Source organism: Streptomyces kaniharaensis (assembly GCF_009569385.1).
GTDB classification, from domain to species: Bacteria; Actinomycetota; Actinomycetes; order Streptomycetales; family Streptomycetaceae; genus Kitasatospora; species Kitasatospora kaniharaensis.
In genome coordinates, this window is the sequence record NZ_WBOF01000001.1 from 4,433,487 (window position 1) to 4,450,993 (window position 17,507).

Annotated in this window: 16 protein-coding genes; 11 read left to right on the forward strand and 5 right to left on the reverse strand. The window is 71.4% G+C overall.

Going from position 1 to position 17,507, the window contains the following annotated elements; translation table 11 throughout:
- The first annotated feature begins 4 nt into the window (after positions 1-4).
- From sufC to F7Q99_RS19890, 5 genes are all read left to right on the forward strand, one after another.
- Entirely contained in the window at positions 5-769 is a 765-nt protein-coding gene (sufC, locus tag F7Q99_RS19870) for a Fe-S cluster assembly ATPase SufC (RefSeq protein ID WP_153463214.1), read from the forward strand.
- Positions 766-2,028, forward strand: coding sequence for a cysteine desulfurase (locus F7Q99_RS19875; protein WP_326846906.1), 1,263 nt, complete (start codon positions 766-768; stop codon positions 2,026-2,028). The genes sufC and F7Q99_RS19875 overlap by 4 nt, the downstream gene beginning before the upstream one ends.
- Positions 2,029-2,043: 15 nt before the next feature.
- On the forward strand, positions 2,044-2,496 hold the full coding sequence (sufU, locus tag F7Q99_RS19880; RefSeq protein ID WP_153463216.1) for a Fe-S cluster assembly sulfur transfer protein SufU: 453 nt from the start codon (positions 2,044-2,046) through the stop codon (positions 2,494-2,496).
- A gap of 21 nt (positions 2,497-2,517) precedes the next feature.
- Positions 2,518-2,901, forward strand: coding sequence for a metal-sulfur cluster assembly factor (locus F7Q99_RS19885; protein WP_268267552.1), 384 nt, complete (start codon positions 2,518-2,520; stop codon positions 2,899-2,901).
- A 122-nt stretch (positions 2,902-3,023) separates the two neighbouring features.
- The gene (locus F7Q99_RS19890) at positions 3,024-3,680 is read left to right on the forward strand and encodes a Uma2 family endonuclease (protein WP_153463218.1); all 657 of its coding nucleotides are present in this window, start codon (positions 3,024-3,026) and stop codon (positions 3,678-3,680) included.
- Positions 3,681-3,748: 68 nt separating this feature from the next.
- On the opposite strand, the gene F7Q99_RS19895 is transcribed toward F7Q99_RS19890, so the two are convergent.
- A complete protein-coding gene (locus F7Q99_RS19895) occupies positions 3,749-5,080 on the reverse strand; it encodes an MFS transporter (protein ID WP_153463220.1) in 1,332 nt (443 codons plus the stop codon).
- A 289-nt stretch (positions 5,081-5,369) separates the two neighbouring features.
- On the opposite strand from F7Q99_RS19895, the gene F7Q99_RS19900 reads away from it, so the two are divergent.
- Positions 5,370-7,058 (forward strand): hypothetical protein, encoded by a 1,689-nt coding sequence (locus F7Q99_RS19900; RefSeq protein WP_326846907.1) that lies wholly within the window; start codon positions 5,370-5,372, stop codon positions 7,056-7,058.
- An 8-nt stretch (positions 7,059-7,066) separates the two neighbouring features.
- On the opposite strand, the gene F7Q99_RS19905 is transcribed toward F7Q99_RS19900, so the two are convergent.
- Complete coding sequence (locus tag F7Q99_RS19905) at positions 7,067-7,510, reverse strand: VOC family protein (protein ID WP_153463222.1); 444 nt, start codon at positions 7,508-7,510, stop codon at positions 7,067-7,069.
- 137 nt (positions 7,511-7,647) lie between these two features.
- Here F7Q99_RS19905 and F7Q99_RS19910 point away from each other — a divergent pair, with 137 nt between their 5' ends.
- Positions 7,648-8,811 carry a hypothetical protein gene (locus F7Q99_RS19910; protein ID WP_153463224.1) on the forward strand — a complete coding sequence of 388 codons (1,164 nt, stop codon included), beginning with the start codon at positions 7,648-7,650 and terminating at the stop codon, positions 8,809-8,811.
- 12 nt (positions 8,812-8,823) lie between these two features.
- Here F7Q99_RS19910 and F7Q99_RS19915 read toward each other — a convergent pair whose 3' ends face one another.
- A complete protein-coding gene (locus F7Q99_RS19915) occupies positions 8,824-10,425 on the reverse strand; it encodes a PucR family transcriptional regulator (RefSeq protein ID WP_153463226.1) in 1,602 nt (533 codons plus the stop codon).
- Between the two features lie 155 nt (positions 10,426-10,580).
- On the opposite strand from F7Q99_RS19915, the gene F7Q99_RS19920 reads away from it, so the two are divergent.
- From F7Q99_RS19920 to F7Q99_RS19935, 4 genes are all read left to right on the forward strand, one after another.
- Positions 10,581-11,177, forward strand: coding sequence for a PadR family transcriptional regulator (locus F7Q99_RS19920; RefSeq protein WP_153463228.1), 597 nt, complete (start codon positions 10,581-10,583; stop codon positions 11,175-11,177).
- Positions 11,174-12,451 (forward strand): FAD-dependent oxidoreductase, encoded by a 1,278-nt coding sequence (locus F7Q99_RS19925; protein WP_153463230.1) that lies wholly within the window; start codon positions 11,174-11,176, stop codon positions 12,449-12,451. Before F7Q99_RS19920 ends, F7Q99_RS19925 begins: the two co-directional genes overlap by 4 nt.
- A 212-nt stretch (positions 12,452-12,663) precedes the next feature.
- The gene (pruA, locus tag F7Q99_RS19930; RefSeq protein WP_153463232.1) at positions 12,664-14,292 is read left to right on the forward strand and encodes an L-glutamate gamma-semialdehyde dehydrogenase; all 1,629 of its coding nucleotides are present in this window, start codon (positions 12,664-12,666) and stop codon (positions 14,290-14,292) included.
- A gap of 137 nt (positions 14,293-14,429) precedes the next feature.
- Positions 14,430-15,359 carry a proline dehydrogenase family protein gene (locus F7Q99_RS19935; RefSeq protein ID WP_153463234.1) on the forward strand — a complete coding sequence of 310 codons (930 nt, stop codon included), beginning with the start codon at positions 14,430-14,432 and terminating at the stop codon, positions 15,357-15,359.
- Positions 15,360-15,490: 131 nt separating this feature from the next.
- On the opposite strand, the gene F7Q99_RS19940 is transcribed toward F7Q99_RS19935, so the two are convergent.
- Entirely contained in the window at positions 15,491-17,080 is a 1,590-nt protein-coding gene (locus tag F7Q99_RS19940) for a tyrosine-type recombinase/integrase (protein ID WP_153463236.1), read from the reverse strand.
- 18 nt (positions 17,081-17,098) lie between these two features.
- Positions 17,099-17,404: a hypothetical protein gene (locus tag F7Q99_RS19945; protein ID WP_153463238.1), complete on the reverse strand. Its 306-nt coding sequence runs from the start codon at positions 17,402-17,404 to the stop codon at positions 17,099-17,101.
- Positions 17,405-17,507 lie beyond the last annotated feature (103 nt).

Genomic DNA, 17,507 nt, shown 5'->3' on the forward strand with positions numbered 1-17,507 from the left:
ACACATGGCAACCCTTGAAATCCGCGACCTGCACGTCTCCGTCGAGGCCGAGAACGGCCCGCGCGAGATCCTGAAGGGCGTCGACCTGACCGTGAAGCAGGGCGAGACCCACGCCATCATGGGTCCGAACGGCTCCGGCAAGTCCACCCTGGCCTACTCGCTGGCCGGCCACCCCAAGTACACCGTCACCGGCGGCTCGGTGCTGCTGGACGGCGAGGACGTCCTGGAGATGTCCGTCGACGAGCGTGCCAAGGCCGGCGTCTTCCTGGCCATGCAGTACCCGGTCGAGGTCCCGGGCGTCTCGGTGAGCAACTTCCTGCGCACCGCCGCCACCGCCGTCCGCGGCGAGGCCCCGAAGCTGCGCCTGTGGGTGAAGGAGGTCAAGGAGGCGATGGCCGCCCTCCAGATGGACCCGGCCTTCGCCGAGCGCAACGTCAACGAGGGCTTCTCCGGCGGTGAGAAGAAGCGCCACGAGATCCTCCAGCTGGAGCTCCTCAAGCCGAAGATCGCGATCCTCGACGAGACCGACTCCGGCCTGGACGTCGACGCGCTGCGGATCGTCTCCGAGGGCATCAACCGGGTCCGCTCGACCGGCGAGGTCGGCACCCTGCTGGTGACCCACTACACCCGCATCCTGCGGTACATCAAGCCCGACTACGTCCACGTCTTCGCGGGCGGCCGCATCGTCGAGTCCGGCGGTGCCGAGCTGGCCGACAAGCTGGAGGCAGAGGGCTACGAGTCGTACGTGAAGGGGGGCGCTTCCGAGTGACCCACACTCCGCTGTCCGGCCTGCTCGACACCGACACGATCCGCAAGGACTTCCCGGTCCTGCAGCGCCTGCTGCACGAGGAGAAGCCGCTCGTCTACCTGGACAACGCGGCCACCTCGCAGAAGCCGCGCCAGGTGCTGGAGGCCCTGAACGCCTACTACGAGCGGCACAACGCCAACGTCCACCGCGGCGTGCACGTGCTCGCCGAGGAGGCCACGGCCCTCTACGAGGGCGCCCGTGACAAGGTCGCGGCGTTCATCAACGCGCCGAGCCGCAACGAGGTGATCTTCACCAAGAACGCCTCGGAGTCGCTCAACCTCGTGGCCAACATGCTCGGTTGGGCCGACGAGCCGTACCGGGTGGACGCCGACTCCGAGATCGTCATCACGGAGATGGAGCACCACTCCAACATCGTCCCGTGGCAGCTGCTGTCGCAGCGCACCGGCGCGAAGCTGAAGTGGTTCGGGCTGACCGACGAGGGCCGGCTCGACCTCTCCGACATCGACGAGCTGATCACCGAGAAGACCAAGGTGGTCTCCTTCACCCTGGTCTCGAACCTGATGGGCACCATCAACCCGGTCGAGGCGATCGTCCGCAAGGCGCAGTCCGTCGGCGCGCTGGTCGTCATCGACGCCTCGCAGGCCGCCCCGCACATGGTGCTGGACGTGCAGGCGCTGGAGGCCGACTTCGTCGCCTTCACCGGCCACAAGATGCTGGCCCCGACCGGCATCGGCGTGCTCTGGGGCCGCCACGAGCTGCTGGAGGACCTCCCGCCGTTCCTGGGCGGCGGCGAGATGATCGAGACCGTCACCATGGGCTCGTCCACCTACGCCCCGGCGCCGCACAAGTTCGAGGCCGGCACCCCGCCGATCGCCCAGGCGGTCGGGCTCGGCGCGGCCATCGACTACCTGCAGGGCGTCGGCATGGAGAAGATCGCCGCGCACGAGCACGCGATCACCGCGTACGCCATCGAGCGCCTGCTGGAGGTCCCGGACCTGCGGATCATCGGCCCGCGCACGGCCGTCGACCGCGGCGCCGCGATCTCCTTCACCCTCGGCGACATCCACCCGCACGACGTGGGCCAGGTGCTGGACGAGCAGGGCATCGCCGTGCGCGTCGGCCACCACTGCGCGCGGCCGGTCTGCCTGCGGTACGGAATTCCGGCGACCACGCGGGCGTCGTTCTATCTGTACTCGACGCCGGGCGAGGTCGACGCTCTGATCAACGGCCTGCACCACGTCCGGAACTTCTTCGGCTGACGGGACGCGCAGGACATGAAGCTCGACTCGATGTACCAGGACATCATCCTGGACCACTACCGCAACCCCCACGGCAAGGGGCTGCGGGACGGCGACGCCGAGGTGCACCACGTCAACCCGACCTGCGGCGACGAGATCACCCTGCGGGTGAAGCTCGACGGCGCGACGGTCGCCGACGTGTCGTACGAGTCCCAGGGCTGCTCGATCAGCCAGGCCAGCGCCTCGGTGCTGAACGACCTGGTCGTCGGCAGGACCGTGGGTGAGGCACAGGCCGTCCAGGAGGCCTTCCTGGAGCTGATGCAGAGCAAGGGCCAGGCCGAGGGCGACGAGGAGGTGCTGGAGGACGCGGTCGCGTTCGCCGGCGTCTCCAAGTACCCGGCCCGGGTCAAGTGCGCCCTGCTCAGCTGGATGGCCTGGAAGGACGCCACCGCCCAGGCGCTGGCCCAGCAGCCCGCCGTCAACGACTGACCCCCCGGAGGAGGACAGACCATGAGTGACACCACCGAGCCCGCGTCCGCCCCGGCGGAGGACGGCCAGATCGGCATCGTCGGCACCACGGCCGGCACCGTCTCGGTCGAGGACCTGACCGAGGCCCTGATGGACGTCGTCGACCCCGAACTGGGCATCGACGTCGTCAACCTCGGCCTGATCTATGGCATCCACATCGACGAGTCGGACGTGGCCACCATCGACATGACGCTCACCTCGGCGGCCTGCCCGCTGACCGACGTCATCGAGGACCAGGCCAAGACCGCCACCGACGGCCTGGTGAAGGACCTGCGCATCAACTGGGTCTGGATGCCGCCGTGGGGCCCCGACAAGATCACCGACGACGGCCGCGAGCAGCTCCGCGCCCTCGGCTTCAACGTCTGACGGACGTCACCCGTCAACCTGCTGCCGCGCAAACCGCTCCTTCGGGGAAAGGTTCGCGCGGCAGTGGTATATCTGCGAGCAGGCGGCCAGGCTGGAGCCTCGACCTCGGAGGGAGCGAAGTCATGTCGGTAGTTGCGTTCGCGCAGTTGCTCCTGCCTGACTCGCCGTACGCCATGTGGGTCAGGGGTGAACTGGAGGAGTATCTCCGGCTCCCGGACGACGGCACGCGGGTTGAGGTGATCGGAGGGGAGATCGTCGTGTCACCGGCGCCGGTAGTTACCCATGCGGTCTTCCTCTCACACATCGAGCGAGGGTTCACCCTCGCCAGCGGCTCGGATCCGGCCTTCCCGTGGCGGGCACTTCAGACGGTCAATCTGGACCTGGTGGAGATCGGAGACGCGTACGTTCCGGATCTCGTCATCGTGGATGCCGAGGTGGAAGAGCGGGCGCTGGCTGGGGATGTTGCTCGCCTGTACCCGCACGACGTCGGAATGGTGGTCGAGGTGACCTCGGCGTCCAACGCCCGTCACGACCGTCGCCCCATGTTCGGTCGACAGGTCAAGCCCACCAAGTGGAGTGGCTGCGCGCGGACCGGGGTGCCGTACTACCTGCTGGTGGACCGCGACCCGCGGCAGCCCGGAGTCACCCTGTTCGGCGAGCCGGACCGGGGCGAGGGTACCTACGAGGTGCTGGGCGAATGGAAGTTCGGCGAATCCGTCCGGTTGCCGAAGCCTTTCGACGTCGAGATCGGCACCGACAAATGGAAGCCGTGGGCGTAGAGCGTGGTGAATGCGCCGCGGCCCGGGACGGAAACCTCCGTCCCGGGCCGCGGCGTTCTTCGTGCCGGTCAGGCCGTCCGGGGCTTGCGGGCCACGGCGACCGCCAGGGCGGCGCAGAGGACGGCGGCGAGGCTCGCGAAGCCGCTGACGGCGGGCAGGAGGCCGTAGCGCTGGACGAGGGCGCCGACGCCCACGATGGGGAGGGAGCTCCCCAGGTAGACGATGATCCAGAGCGAGGAGAGCTCCGAGCCCCGGCGCTCCGGGTTCATCGCGGCGACGGCGGTGGTGAAGAGCGAGCGGAAGGCGACGCCCTGGCAGGCGCCGCCGAGGACGCTGCCGATGAACAGCAGGGCGGGCGTGCCGGTGTACTGGGCGGCGACCACCAGGCCCAGGCCGCTGGCGAGGCCCGTCATGCCGAGGGCGATGACCAGACGGTCGGAGGTCGGCGGGACGAGCAGCTGGGCGATCGCGGAGGAGCCGAGCAGCAGGGCCGCCACGACGGCGCCGGTCAGGTGGGAGCTGGTGTGCAGCAGCTTGGCGCTGAAGGCCGGGGCCAGGCTGAGGTAGACGCCGAACACCGCGTACGAGATGAAGCCGGCAGCCGAGGAGAGCAGGAACTCGCGGCGGCCGGTCACCGGCAGGGCCAGGCGCTGCGGGCGCAGGTGGGCCGGGGTGGTGATGCGCGGCGGCGAGGCCGGCGGACGGTTGCGGCCGGGCATCCGGGGGTGGACGACGGCGAGCGGCACGCAGAGCACCAGCAGAGCGATGGCGTGCAGCAGGAACGGCGTCAGCAGCGGGTCGGAGCCGCCGGACAGCAGGGCGCCGACCACCGGGCCGAGCGCGACCCCGCCTGCGGAACAGGCCAGGGTGAGCTTGGCGGCCAGCGTCGGGTGGTCCGGCAGCAGGTCGCCGAGGGCGGCCCCGGCGGCGCCGGTGGACAGGCCGACCGCGATGCCCTGGACGGCCCGGCCGGCGGCGAGCTGCCAGAAGCTGCCGGCGGTGGCGAACACGACGTCGCCGGCGGCAGCCAGTGCCACGGCGGGCAGGATCATGGCGCGCCGGCCGAGGTGGTCGGACCAGTGGCCGACCACGGCGAGCACCGGGACCAGCGCGAAGATGTAGATCGTGAAGAGGATCGACGTGTCGATCGCGGTCAGCGCCAGGCGCTGCTGGATCAGCGGGTAGATCGGCGTCGCCAGGTTGGCACCGATCAGCATGAGCAGCAGGGCGGTGGCGACCAGGCCGACGCGGACTCCGCGCATCGCGTTCCAGCGGCTGATCGCGGAGAGCTGGAGCTGGGCGCGCGGCGCGAGCTCCAGGGGAAGCAGGGCCTCCGACAGTCGGCGTCCGTCGAGCTGCGCGGTGCGCAGGCCGGGGCCGGCGGGGGAGAGGTCCGCCATTTCAGGGGTCTCCTGTGGCTGGGCCCCACCGGGGCGGCTGGGTGTGCCGGCGCGCCCGTCCTGAGGCGCTGTGGTGGTGGCCGCGGTGCGGGCTCCCTGATGGAGCGGGTGAGTGTTCTTGGGCCCCTCCTGGCCGCTCGGGAGGGCAAGGAGGGAGGGGCTTCGTTGCCCGGTGGCCCGCGCGGGGTGTGCACGGCGCCAATGCGAAGGATAAGGGGTGGGCGCACGGTTGCGGCGCGCGCCCCCTCGAGGCCGGGCATCGGGGGTGCCCGGCCTATACGCTGAGGTCGTGGATCGGTACGCGGAGCTGATGGGCGGACCGCTGGCTGAGGGAGAGCGCGCAACGATGGCCGGACGACGTCGGAAGAAGGCAGGGGCTTCGGGTGAGGGCGCGGCCGACGCGGTCCTGCCCGCCGACCTGGAGCTCCAGGACCTCTACGGGGCGTTCGCCGCGCACGGACTGGACGACGAGGACCTGGACGACGCGGCGGTCCTGGTGCCGCCGGTGAAGCTGCCCGCGGAGCGGGAGCTGGCCGAGCAGGCGAAGGCCGTCCCGATGCTCGGGTACGCGCTGAAGCTTGCCCGGTGGGCCGCCCCGCACCGGGCGGTGGACGAGTTCGGGGACCTGACCGTCCCGGACCGGGCCCCGGCGGCGCAGCTGCTCGGCCTCGCCCCGGCCGAGGGGGAGGTGCCGGAGGAGGCGGAGGTCGAGGCGATGCGGGCCTGGTCGCTGGCCTGCGACCTGGACCTGGTGGAGCTCGGCACGACCGCGGCCGGCGAGCACGTCGCCGTTCCCGGTCCGGATCTGGAACCCGCGGAGGAGGGTGATCCGGAGACGGTCCTGGAGCTGTGGCTGACGGCCGCCGGGATCGTCCGGGAGCTGGCCGTGGAGGCCGACTCGCTGCCGGAGGAGGGAGCGCCGCCGGAGGAGGAAGAGGCGGCGGCCGGCGAGGAGGACGAGGACGGCCTCTCCGAGGTCGAGGAGGCCCGGGACGCCGCCGCCGAGCTGCTGGACGAGGCGCTGCAGGTGCTGTACGAGACCACCGCCTTCGCCGAGCCGGGCAACGAGACCGTGCCGCTGGGCGTGCTGGCCGCGCTGCTGGTGGTGCCGGAGGGCGAGGAGCCGAGCGAGGAGCTGCTGGGCGACATCACCGACGTGATGGTCGCGCTGGACCCGATGCTGGGCGACCTCGCCGAGCTGGGCCTGGTGGACTACCGTCCGATCGACCCGGAGCTGTTCGACGAGGAGGAGGGCGCCGAACCCGGGCCCGAGGGCGCGGCCGTCGGCGAGGCGCCGCTGGACGAGGAGGAGTCGGCGCGCTTCGGACTGGTCCGGCTCACCCCGCTCGGCCAGTACGGCATCCGGCAGTGGCTGCTGGAGGACGGCTACGACGCGCCGCTGGTCGGCGAGCTGGCCCAGGGGGACGCGGCCGAGCTGCTGCGCGGCGTGTGCGAGTCCACCAACGTCCTGCCGGACGAGGAGCTACGGGTCTGGATCACCGGCAAGGAGCCGGTGGCCGCGGCGCGCGAGCTGCTGGCGGCGGCGCGCGGCGACGACGCGTACGCCCCGATGCGGCGGATGCTCTGCGTGTCCGCGCTGAACCTGCTGGGCGCGCCCGCCGAGCCGGCCGTCCGGGACGTGCTGGACGACCCCGAGCTGGGCGGCGGCGCCCGGGCCTGGCTGACCGCGCTCGGCGCGGCGGACGTGCCGGTGCCCGAGCGGCAGATGGCGCTGTGGACGGTGGTCGACACCTTCGCCGCCCAGCTGCTGGACAGCGGCGGCGACGCCGAGCTGCTGCGCGAGCTGATCGACGACCTGCCGGCCATCGGCGATCCGGCGAGCTACTTCGGTGAGCTGTGGCGGGTCGACCACCCGTACACGGCGGACGTCCTGGAGGCCATCGGGGAGCTGCACCCGGACCGTGCGGTGGCCAAGGAGGCGCGCAAGGCGGCCTTCAAGGCGCGGTCCCGGAACTGAGTGGCGGCTTACGGAAGATCCAGCGAGCCGTCCTCGGTGAAAGGGAAGAACGGGTTGTGGGCCAGCTCCCAGAGGTGGCCGTCCGGGTCCTCGAAGTAGCCGGAGTAGCCGCCCCAGCTGGTCGTCGTCGGTGGCTTGACCACCACGGCGCCGGCCTTGAGGGCCGTCTGCAGGGCGGCGTCCACCAGCGCGGGGGACTCCAGGTTCACCGCGAGGGTGACGCCGCGGAAGGACGGCTCGCCGCCGCCCGGCACGCCCGCGTCGGCGGCCAGCTCATCGGCCGGGAACAGGCCGAGCACCGAGTCGGCGGTGCGGAACCAGACGATCTCCGGACTGGAGGCCGAGGACCGCTGCCAGCCGAGGTCCTCGTAGAAGCGGGCGCTGCGGTCGAGGTCGGAGACGCCGAGGGTGACGATGCTGATGCGGGCGGGGAAGCTGCTCTGTGCTGTCATGCCGCCAGGGTAGGGAGGGCGGCTGACAACCGGGCGCCCTGACACGGCGGGTGCCCGTGCGGGGGCGCGGAGCTGATGACCCGGCAGGTCCCCGGCACGTAAGGTGGCGGAGGCGGTGCGGGCGCGAGGACTCGGGGGTGCGGCACAGGATGATGCGGGAGAGCGACCGGCGTGGACCGGACGGAGGCGTTTCGGACGCGCCCGGTCGGGAGGATCGTTTCGCCGAGCAGGAGGCCTTCTCCCGCCGGACCCTGGCCGGCGCCGACTTCCCGGTGTACGGCGTCGCCGCCGGGCTCGCCGGGGAGGGCGGTGCGCTGGCCGCGTTCGAGACCACCGGCGGCCGACTGGACTGGGTCGAGGTGCAGTCCGGCGACTGGAGCTCTGCGGCCGGCCCGTACGTCACCGTGCGCACCTACCGGCCGGGCGCCGAGCGCTGTGTCGCCCTGCCCGAACTGGAGGACGTGGTCGAGGACGAGCGCGACCGGGTCTTCGAGCACCTGGGCATCGACGAGGGCGACGGGCCCGGGCGGGTCCGGGCGCTGCGCGAGTGGATCACCGTCGAGGGCGAGCCGTGCGCGGTCGAGGTGCACGAGGACCGGCCGGTGCTGTGGCCGGGATCGCTGGCGGACGGGGCCGGGCCGGTCTGGGCCGGCCGGCTGCGGATCGGCGGGCTGACCGTCACGGTGTGCGGGCGCGGGGTGGCGCCCGGCGGCCTGGAGCTCGGCCGGATCGGGGACGTCGAGCCGTACCTGCGTGGCCGGACCGAGCTGTTGCGCGGGCTGGCCTCCCGGCACGCGACGCGGGTGCCGGTCGAGGAGCGCGAACTGCCACCGGTCAGCGGGCTGGAGGCGCACCGGGAGCTGATCGGGCAGAACATCGTCGAGTCCGCCGCGATCGAGGCGCAGGTGCGGGCCGGGCGGCCGCCGCGGCCGCCGCGCGGGCTGCGCGGGGAGGCGGGCGCGCTGCGCTGGGAGGCCGCGGTGCGCCAGCAGATGCGGCTCGCCTCGGAGACCCGGGAGGAGGCGCTGGCGGCCGTGACGTCGATGGTCAACCACCTCAACCGGCTTGCGCAGCAGACACATTGGGTGATCGGCACGCCGGAGGGGGCGGCGGCGGTCGAGGAGGTCGTCCGCTACACGGTGTTCGCGAGCGAGGTGGCGAGCCTGCCGGCCCAGCGGGCCTGGGAGCAGCTGTGGCGGGACCGGGCGGGCGGCGGGCCCGGGGAGTGGGAGGAGCAGCGGCTCGCGGAGCAACTGTGGCTGTCGGCCTGGGAGCAGTGGCGGGCGGCGCGGACGGTGTGACGGCCGCGGGCCTCAGTCCTCCGCGGGCAGCCGCAGTTGCAGCATCGCCAGCAGGCGCTGCTGCGGCTGGGTGAGGTCGATGCCGGTCAACTGCTCGGCGCGGCGCACCCGGTAGCGCAGGGTGTTGGGGTGGATGTGCAGGGCGTCGGCGGCCACTCGCACCTCGCCGAGCGCGTCCAGCCAGGCCAGCACCGACTCGGCGAGCCGGGTGCCGTGCCGCAGGTCGTAGGCGGTGAGCGCGGTCAGCCGGGGGTCGCGCAGGCCGGTCCGCTCCTGGAGCAGTGCGAGCATCTCGCTGACCAGCACCTCGGCCTGCACGTCGATCAGCGCGGCGACGTCGAGCTCGACCCCGCCGCGGCCCATCGCGTCCAGGATGCGGTCCGCCTGGGCGCGGGAGTCCGGTACCTGGGCGAGGCCGTCCACGGTCGAGCCGATCGCGGCGCGCAGCGGCACCCCCAGGTGGTCCCAGGCCGCCTCGACCACCTCGGACGCCCAGTCGCGGACCGTCGTCATCGGCAGGCCGGGCGGGAGTTCGGGCAGCAGCACGTACACCCGGGAGTCGATCGGGGCGAGCAGCGCGGTGCGGTGCCGGGCGGCGGTGTGCACCGAGATCAGGCCGGTGACGTCGGAGCGGTGCAGCGCCTCGGTGGTGTGCGCGCTGTACGCGAGCACGGTGGCCGGGCGGCGCAGGTCCAGGCCCAGGTGGGTGGCGAGCGACTGCGGGCCGGTCGAGCCCTCCAGCAGGCCGGTGAGCAGGGTCTGGGTCAGCCGGACGTCGGCGGACAACTCGCGGCGGCGGCGCACCAGTTGGGCGGCGGCGACGCGGGCGGCGCCGATGAGGGCCTGCTCGGCGAGCGGCGCCAGCGGCTGCGCGCCCTCCTGCACCCAGATGGTGCCGAGCGGCTGTGCCCCGGCCCGGATGCCGATCGCGAGGCGGCGGCGAAGGCCGAGTTCGGGGTGCGGCTCGACCGCGATCGGGGCGTCCGAGGTGCGCAGGTGCTGGAAGATTCCCCACTCGCGGAGCTTGGACAGGTACGGTTCGGGGCCCTGCCAGCCGAGGATGGACAGCCGGCGGAGGTCGTCCACCTCGTCCGAGTCGGAGGAGCGGGAGTAGGCGAGCACCCGGCTGGAGGTGTCCTCGACGGAGACGATGCCGTTGGTGAGGACGGCGACGGTCTGGGCGAGGGAGAAGAGGTCGCCGGCGTTGTGCTCGGGGGTGCCGGCGGTGTCCGGGGCGTCGGGGCCGGCGATGATCGCGCGGGCGAGGGAGTCGAGGTGTTCCCAGCGGGTCTCGCGGCGGACGGAGAGCAGGGCGACGCCCGCGTCGGTGGCGGCCTCGCGGAGGGCGTCCGCCTGTCCGGGGCCGTCCAGCTTGACCGCGACCGCCGCCGCGTTCGCCCGGCCGGCCGCGCGGAGGGCGGGGAGGGCGGCCCGGCCGCGGGCGCCGATCGCGAGCACGAGCTCGCCGGGGGCGGCGGTCGGCGGGTCCTCCGGGTCGAGGATGGCGACGTCGCGCACCGGGACGTCCAAACCCTGTGGGGCGGCCTGGAGTTCGACGAGGGGTTCGCCGAGGGACATGAGCAGCTGGCGGAGCGGGAGGCCGGGGGTCGTCATCGGGCCTCCTTCATCCGCTCGGACAATGTCGTGTGGTTGATTTTAGCCGGGCGGACAGAGTTGTGGCCCGCCCGGCGATCGTCAGTCCTGAATAGTTGACTCTGACTATTCGACACTGGATAGTCAGTACTGACCAAGTGGTGAGGAACGTTCTCATGGCGAAGCGACGCAAGGTGTCGAACCCGCTGGCCCTCGCGGTCATGGCCGAGCTCGGAGCCGAGCCGATGCACCCGTACGAGATGGGGCGCCGGCTCAAGGAGCACGGCAAGGACCGCAACATCAAGTACAACCGCAGCTCGCTCTACATGGTCGTGGAGCAACTGAGGAAGGCCGGGTTCGTCGCCGAGCAGGAGACCGTCCGCGACACCCAGCGCCCGGAGCGCACCGTCTACGCCCTCACCTCCGAGGGCCGGGCGGAGCTCCTCGACTGGATGCGCGAGTGGGTCGCCGAACCGCAGGAGGAGTACCCGGCCTTCGGGGTGGCGCTGTGCCTGCTCGTGGTGCTCCCCACCGCGGAGTCGATCGAACTGCTCGGCCGGCGGCTGGCTGTCCTGGACGAGCGGATCGACGACGAGCGCGCCCAACTGCGCAAGGCCGCCGAGATGGGCGTCCACCCGATGTTCGTGATCGAGGACGACTACGCCCTCGCCCTGCTGGAGGCCGAGCGCCGCTACGCCGAGAACCTCATCCGTCAGCTCGGGGAGCCGGAGTTCAACCGGACCCTGCAGGAATTCATGAGGAGCCTGGAATGAGCACCACCCGCACCACTGGCACGACCGGCACGACCGGCACCCCCGGGAAGGCGCTGATCATCGGCGGCGGCATCGCCGGCCCGGTGATGGCACTGGCGCTGCGCAAGGCCGGCATCGAGGCGGAGATCTTCGAGGCCTACCGGACCTCCGCCGAGGGCATCGGCGGAACTTTCATGATCGCCCCCAACGGGCTCGGCGCCCTGGCCGTCGTCGGGCTGGAGGCGGAGGTCGGCCGGATCGGGCAGCCGGTCGGGCCGATGGTGATCGAGGACGGCAAGGGCGGCGTGCTGGCGGAGTTCTCCGGCCTCGCCGACCTGCCGCGCGGACGGCTGATGCGCCGCGCCGAACTCTACGAGGTGCTGCAGCGGCGGCTCGGCGAGAGCGGCATCGCGGTCCACCACGGCAAACGCCTGGTCGGCGCCGAGGAGGGCCCCGACGGCGTCACCGCCCGGTTCGCCGACGGCAGCAGCGCCACCGGCGACCTGCTGATCGGCGCCGACGGCACCGGCTCCACCGTCCGCACCCTGATCGACCCGGCCGCGCCCGCCGCCCGGTACACCGGCCTGCTCGGCATCGGCGGCTACAGCGCCCACCGGCTGTCCGGCCGGGCCGGCCGCGGCGAGACCGTGCACTTCGCCAACGGCGCCCGCGCCTTCTTCGGCTACTGGAGCCTGGCCGACGGCAGCGGTACCGCCTGGTTCAGCAACATCCCCCAAGCCGAGCCGCTCACCGCGGAGTACGTCCGCTCCGTCGGCATGGCGCAGTGGCTGGGCCGCTGCCGCGAGCTGCACGCCGACGACGTGCCCGCCCGGGACGTGCTGCGGATGGCCGACGTCGAGACCATGGAGGCCTTCCCGCGGCTGGAGATCATGCCGTCCGTCCCGCGCTGGTACCGCGGCCGGATGGTGCTGGTCGGCGACTCGGTGCACGCGCCGTCCAACAGCTCCGGCCAGGGTGCTTCGCTGGCCGTCGAGAGCGCCGTCGAACTCGCCCGTTGCCTGCGCGACCTGCCCGACCACACCGCCGCCTTCGCCGCGTACGAGGCGATGCGCCGGCCGCGGGTCGAGAAGATCGCCGCCGACGCGGCGCGCACCAACAGCCAGAAGTCCTCCGGGCCGGTCGGGCGGATGATGTTCCGACTGGTCGCGCCGATCGCGATGCGGACCTTCATGAGCCCGGAGAGGATGCTCCGGCCGGTGCACGGCTACCGGATCGACTGGGACCGGCGGGTGGCCCCGGTTCGGGGGACGAGCCGTCACGGGCGGGCCGCCTGACGGGGCGGTCGCGACCGTGTGGCCGGTGGGGCGCGTGGGGCCGGCCGTGACCTTCGCGTGACCGCTTTCGTCGGCCCGGACAACGCCGTACGGGGGACTTTAGCCGCCCGGCCAATCAAGTGGCCTCGGGTGCAGGAATAGCGTTCGTGCTGTGGCCGGCGTGCGACCCGCGCCGGCGTCCCCCCGCATCAACGAAGGAGAGCGTGCGCTCTATGGACGCTGTGACCCAGGTCCCCGCGCCGGTGAACGAGCCGGTCCACAGCTACGCCCCCGGCAGCCCGGAACGGGCCCGCCTGGAGGCCAAGCTGAAGGAGCTGGGCGGCCAGGAGCCGGTCCAGCTGACCATGACGATCAACGGTGAGCGCCGCATGGGCGGCGGCGCCGAGATCCACGTCGTCCAGCCGCACAACCACGCGGCTCGGCTCGGCACCCTGCGCAACGCCACCCAGGCCGACGCGCAGGACGCCATCGACGCTGCCCTGGCCGCCGCCCCGGCCTGGCAGGCGCTCTCCTTCGACTCCCGCGCCGCGATCTTCCTCAGGGCCGCCGACCTGCTGGCCGGCCCCTGGCGCGAGACCCTGGCCGCCGCCACCATGCTCGGCCAGTCCAAGACCGCCCAGCAGGCCGAGATCGACACCCCCTGCGAGCTGGTCGACTTCCTGCGGTTCAACGTCCACTTCGCCCGCCAGATCATGGCCGAGCAGCCGATCTCCTCGGACGGCGTGTGGAACCGCAGCGACCACCGTCCGCTGGAGGGCTTCGTCTACGCCATCACCCCGTTCAACTTCACCGCGATCGCCGGCAACCTGCCGACCGCGCCCGCGCTGATGGGCAACGTGGTGCTCTGGAAGCCGTCCCCGACCCAGCAGTTCTCCGCGCACCTGCTGATGCAGCTGCTGGAGGAGGCCGGCCTGCCCAAGGGCGTCATCAACATGGTGACCGGCGACGGCCTGGACGTCTCCGCCGTGGCGCTCAAGCACCCGGCGCTCGCCGGCATCCACTTCACCGGCTCCACCGCCACCTTCCAGCACCTGTGGCGCGAGGTCGGCAACAACATCTCGCAGTACCGCACCTACCCGCGGATCGTCGGCGAGACCGGCGGCAAGGACTTCCTGGTCGCCCACCCGTCCGCCGACCCGGCCGTGCTGAAGACCGCGATGACCCGCGGTGCCTTCGAGTTCCAGGGCCAGAAGTGCTCGGCGCTGTCGCGGGCGTACGTCCCGGCGTCGCTGTGGGCCGGCCTGCGGGACGGGTTCCGCGACGAGGTCGAGAGCCTCACCATGGGCGACGTCACCGACCTGTCCAACTTCATGTCGGCGGTCATCGACGAGCGCGCCTTCGCCAAGAACAAGGCCGCCATCGACCGGGCCCAGGCGGACCCGAAGGTCGAGGTGCTGGCCGGCGGCACCTACGACGACTCGGTCGGCTACTTCGTCCGCCCGACCGTCCTGGTCTGCGAGGACCCGGCGAGCGAGTACTTCAGGGACGAGTACTTCGGCCCGGTCCTCGCCGTGTACGTCTACGAGGACGAGAAGTACGACGAGATGCTGGCGCAGATGGAGTCCGTGTCGGCGTACGGCCTGACCGGCTCGATCATCGCCCAGGACCGTGCGGCCGTCGAGCACGCGATGGAGAAGCTGCGCTTCGCGGCCGGCAACTTCTACATCAACGACAAGCCGACCGGCGCCGTCGTAGGCCAGCAGCCCTTCGGCGGCGGCCGGGCCTCCGGCACCAACGACAAGGCCGGTGCCAAGCAGAACCTGGCGCGGTGGACCTCGACCCGCTCGGTCAAGGAGACCTTCGTCCCGCCGACGGACTACCGCTACCCGCACATGGGCTGACCAGCCCCTCGGACCACTCGGTCACCCGCGACGCCCGGCCCCGCAGCCGGGCGTCGCCCCCGCCGGGGCGGCGGGCCACCCCCGTACCGCCGCCCCGGCCTTCTGCCACCCTTGGAAGCACCAGCCCAGGAGTCACGATGCTCCGTTCCGCCCTTCTCGCGGCCTCCCGGTCGCCGCAGGTCCGCACCGTGGTCGAGAAGTTCCCGCCGACCCACGCGATAGTCGAGCGCTTCGTCGCCGGTGAGGCCCTCGACGACGCGATCACCGCCTGCGACGACCTGGTCGCCACCGGCCGCAAGGTCACCCTCGACCACCTCGGCGAGGACACCCAGGACGCCGCCCAGGCCGCCGGCACCGCCGAGGCCTACGAGCACCTGCTCAAGGCGCTCAAGGAGACCGGCCTCGCCGCCGGCGCCGAGGTGTCCGTCAAGCTGTCGGCCGTCGGCCAGTTCCTGCCGGTCGACGGCGAGAAGATCGCGCTGGAGAACGCCCGCCGCATCTGCGAGGCCGCCGCCGACGCGGGCACCACGGTGACCCTCGACATGGAGGACCACACCACCACCGACTCCACCCTCGCCATCGCGCGCGAGCTGCGGGCGGACTTCCCCTGGCTGGGCGTCGTGCTCCAGGCCTACCTGCGCCGCACCGAGGCCGACTGCCGCGAGTTCGCGGGCGCCGGCTCGCGCGTGCGGCTGTGCAAGGGCGCCTACAAGGAGCCCGAGTCGGTCGCCTTCCAGGGCAAGCGCGAGGTCGACCTCGCGTACGTCCGCGCCCTGAAGATCCTGATGGCCGGCGAGGGTTACCCGATGATCGCCTCGCACGACCCCAACATGATCAAGATCGCCGGCCAGCTCGCCGAGTGGAACGGCCGCACGCCCGACTCGTACGAGTACCAGATGCTGTACGGCATCCGCCCCGAGGAGCAGCTGCGCCTCGTCGGCGAGGGCAACACCATGCGCGTGTACCTCCCGTACGGCCAGGAATGGTACGGCTACTTCATGCGCCGCCTCGCCGAGCGCCCGGCCAACCTCACCTTCTTCCTGCGCGCCATGGCCACCCGCAACTGACCGTAGGCCACATGACCAGCGGCGGAGCCTATTTCGGCTCCGCCGCTCAGTGCTTCGATTGGTCTACGCCTCTAGTCGGCCTTTGAGGTCAGTCCGGGCCCCGTAGAGTGCTGGTAGAGATCCATTTCAACTCACGCTGCGAGCGCGGCGAGGAAGTCCCCGGCGACGTCTGCGGCCAGGACGACCCGGCCGAGTGCACGGCCGCCATGCTCCGACGGCACGTTCATATTCTTCACCTCGACGACCTGTCCGCCAAGTGCAGCCGCGTTTCCACGCAGCCAGGCGGCTGCTGTGTTCAGCACGTGGTCGGCGTGACCGCGTCGTACGAGGATCTGTCCCAGCGAAGGCTCGTCAGGCGACCGCAGGAGAGACACCGTCCACTCCCGCCCCTTCGGGACTGCCGCCAGGTACAGCAGGGCCAACTCGCCCACCACCACGCGCTGCTGGCTGTCCAGCGGCTTCAGCACCTCGAACGGAAGCCCGCCGGCCATCGGGTCGATGCCCAGCCAGGCGTCCACCGCTGAACGCCCGCGGCGGCCGTCCTCCGGCATGAAGTGGGTGTACCGGCGTAGTGTGAACCCGGGGTCGTCGTGGCCCAGCCACTGGGACAGCGCGACGATAGACTCGCCGGCCTGCAGCTGCACGGACGCGTACGTGTGCCGAGTGATGTGGAAGCCGAGCTCGCGCGCGGACTCCCAGCCGCCTCGGTGGTGCGAGGCCCTTGAGCTGTCCCACTGCCCGATCAGCCCTGCGTGGGCGAGGGCCGGCTTCCAGGCGTCGTAGTTCCAGGACGACTGGTTGATCGGGTTGCCGAACCGGGTCGTCATCAACAGCGTCGCGGTCAGCTCGCCGCTTTCGGGGCCGCCGGGCCCACGCCAGGGGAGCGTGACCTTCACCGGTGTGAAGTTGTCCGCATACTCATCAAGAGCGAGCGCGAGCCCGGAGGACAGCGGCACCCGACGCTCCTTCTCGCCCTTGGGGAGCTTGAAGTACGGGCGCCCGTGCTTGTCGATCTGGAGCTGACGGCGGATGTGAAGCTCTTCGGCCGCCTCGTCAACGTCGACGGGAGAGAAGCCGAACACCTCACCCTGACGGAGGCCTGCGCCCACGCCCAGGTCGAAGGAGATCCGGTTGCGCGAACGAAGGCCTTCTCGGACGCTTTCACTCTGGGGCCGGGTAAAGGCCCGCGCCTTGACCTCCGGCGCCTTCGGCTTGATCCCGCGGGTTGAGCAGGGGTTGCGGGTGATGCGCTTCGGAACCGCGCTATTGAGGATCGCTGACAGATAGTCGTAGATGACGCGGACCGTCGATGGCTCCAGCTTCTTCAGAAGAGTGGCCACCCAGATCCGCAGATGCTCCTCGTCGATGACGGCGATCTGCAGGTGGCCAAGGTGTGCGAGCACGTGCGAACGGATCTTCTGAAGCATCGTCCGCTCGGTCCCGAGGGCCACCGACACACCTGGCCAGTAGACCTTCGTGAAGTACTCGGCGAGCAGGATCTGGCCGAGCTCCGGGTCGACGAAGACGCCACGGCGGGAGTCGGTCTGTGCAGAAGCCAGCCAGTCCTTGGCATCCTTGAGCTTGACGAATGACTCGTCCTTGACGCCTGGGATTCCGCAGACCCGGTACCGCATGCCAACCCCGTAGGTCGACTTCTTCATCTCTCCGGTGACGGGGTGCGGCTTCTTCCTCATCCACCGGTCTTCGATGTATCCCGGCACCTGGGCCCCCTCGCGTTCCTAGGCGGCGCCGCTCTGCGGCTTGTTGACGTCGTAGAGACTAGAGCGCTCGGTCGGAATGGTGCTGGGGTCGTCCGCGCCGCGGACCTCGCGAGGGTCGACACTGATGATGTCGCCCTTCCACTCCTGGAACCAGTGACCGCCGGACAGAATGGCCCTGCTGGCTTCGTTGAGAGCGCTCACGATCTGTTCAGGGGTGAGTGCGCGGCTGATCTTGAGGAGAAGACTGCCGCGGTCCTCCGTCACGTCGATGTCGGCGCCCTCGATCTCTTCGGGGTCCACCAGTTCGTACCTGATCGTGATCACGCGCCACTCCCGTGCTGTGCTCTTCCAGGCATTCCCACGTGCGGAGAGAAGCACACTAGTCACACTGGAGCGCCACAACAAGACTTGGGGCAAAGTCAACAAA

Coding starts and splice junctions, on each gene's coding strand:
- sufC (WP_153463214.1), top strand. CDS start 5: ATGGCAACCCTTGAAATCCGCGACCTGCACGTCTCCGTCGAGGCCGAG.
- sufU (WP_153463216.1), top strand. CDS start 2,044: ATGAAGCTCGACTCGATGTACCAGGACATCATCCTGGACCACTACCGC.
- F7Q99_RS19885 (WP_268267552.1), top strand. CDS start 2,518: ATGAGTGACACCACCGAGCCCGCGTCCGCCCCGGCGGAGGACGGCCAG.
- F7Q99_RS19890 (WP_153463218.1), top strand. CDS start 3,024: ATGTCGGTAGTTGCGTTCGCGCAGTTGCTCCTGCCTGACTCGCCGTAC.
- F7Q99_RS19895 (WP_153463220.1), bottom strand. CDS start 5,080: ATGGCGGACCTCTCCCCCGCCGGCCCCGGCCTGCGCACCGCGCAGCTC.
- F7Q99_RS19905 (WP_153463222.1), bottom strand. CDS start 7,510: ATGACAGCACAGAGCAGCTTCCCCGCCCGCATCAGCATCGTCACCCTC.
- F7Q99_RS19915 (WP_153463226.1), bottom strand. CDS start 10,425: ATGACGACCCCCGGCCTCCCGCTCCGCCAGCTGCTCATGTCCCTCGGC.
- F7Q99_RS19920 (WP_153463228.1), top strand. CDS start 10,581: ATGGCGAAGCGACGCAAGGTGTCGAACCCGCTGGCCCTCGCGGTCATG.
- F7Q99_RS19925 (WP_153463230.1), top strand. CDS start 11,174: ATGAGCACCACCCGCACCACTGGCACGACCGGCACGACCGGCACCCCC.
- pruA (WP_153463232.1), top strand. CDS start 12,664: ATGGACGCTGTGACCCAGGTCCCCGCGCCGGTGAACGAGCCGGTCCAC.
- F7Q99_RS19935 (WP_153463234.1), top strand. CDS start 14,430: ATGCTCCGTTCCGCCCTTCTCGCGGCCTCCCGGTCGCCGCAGGTCCGC.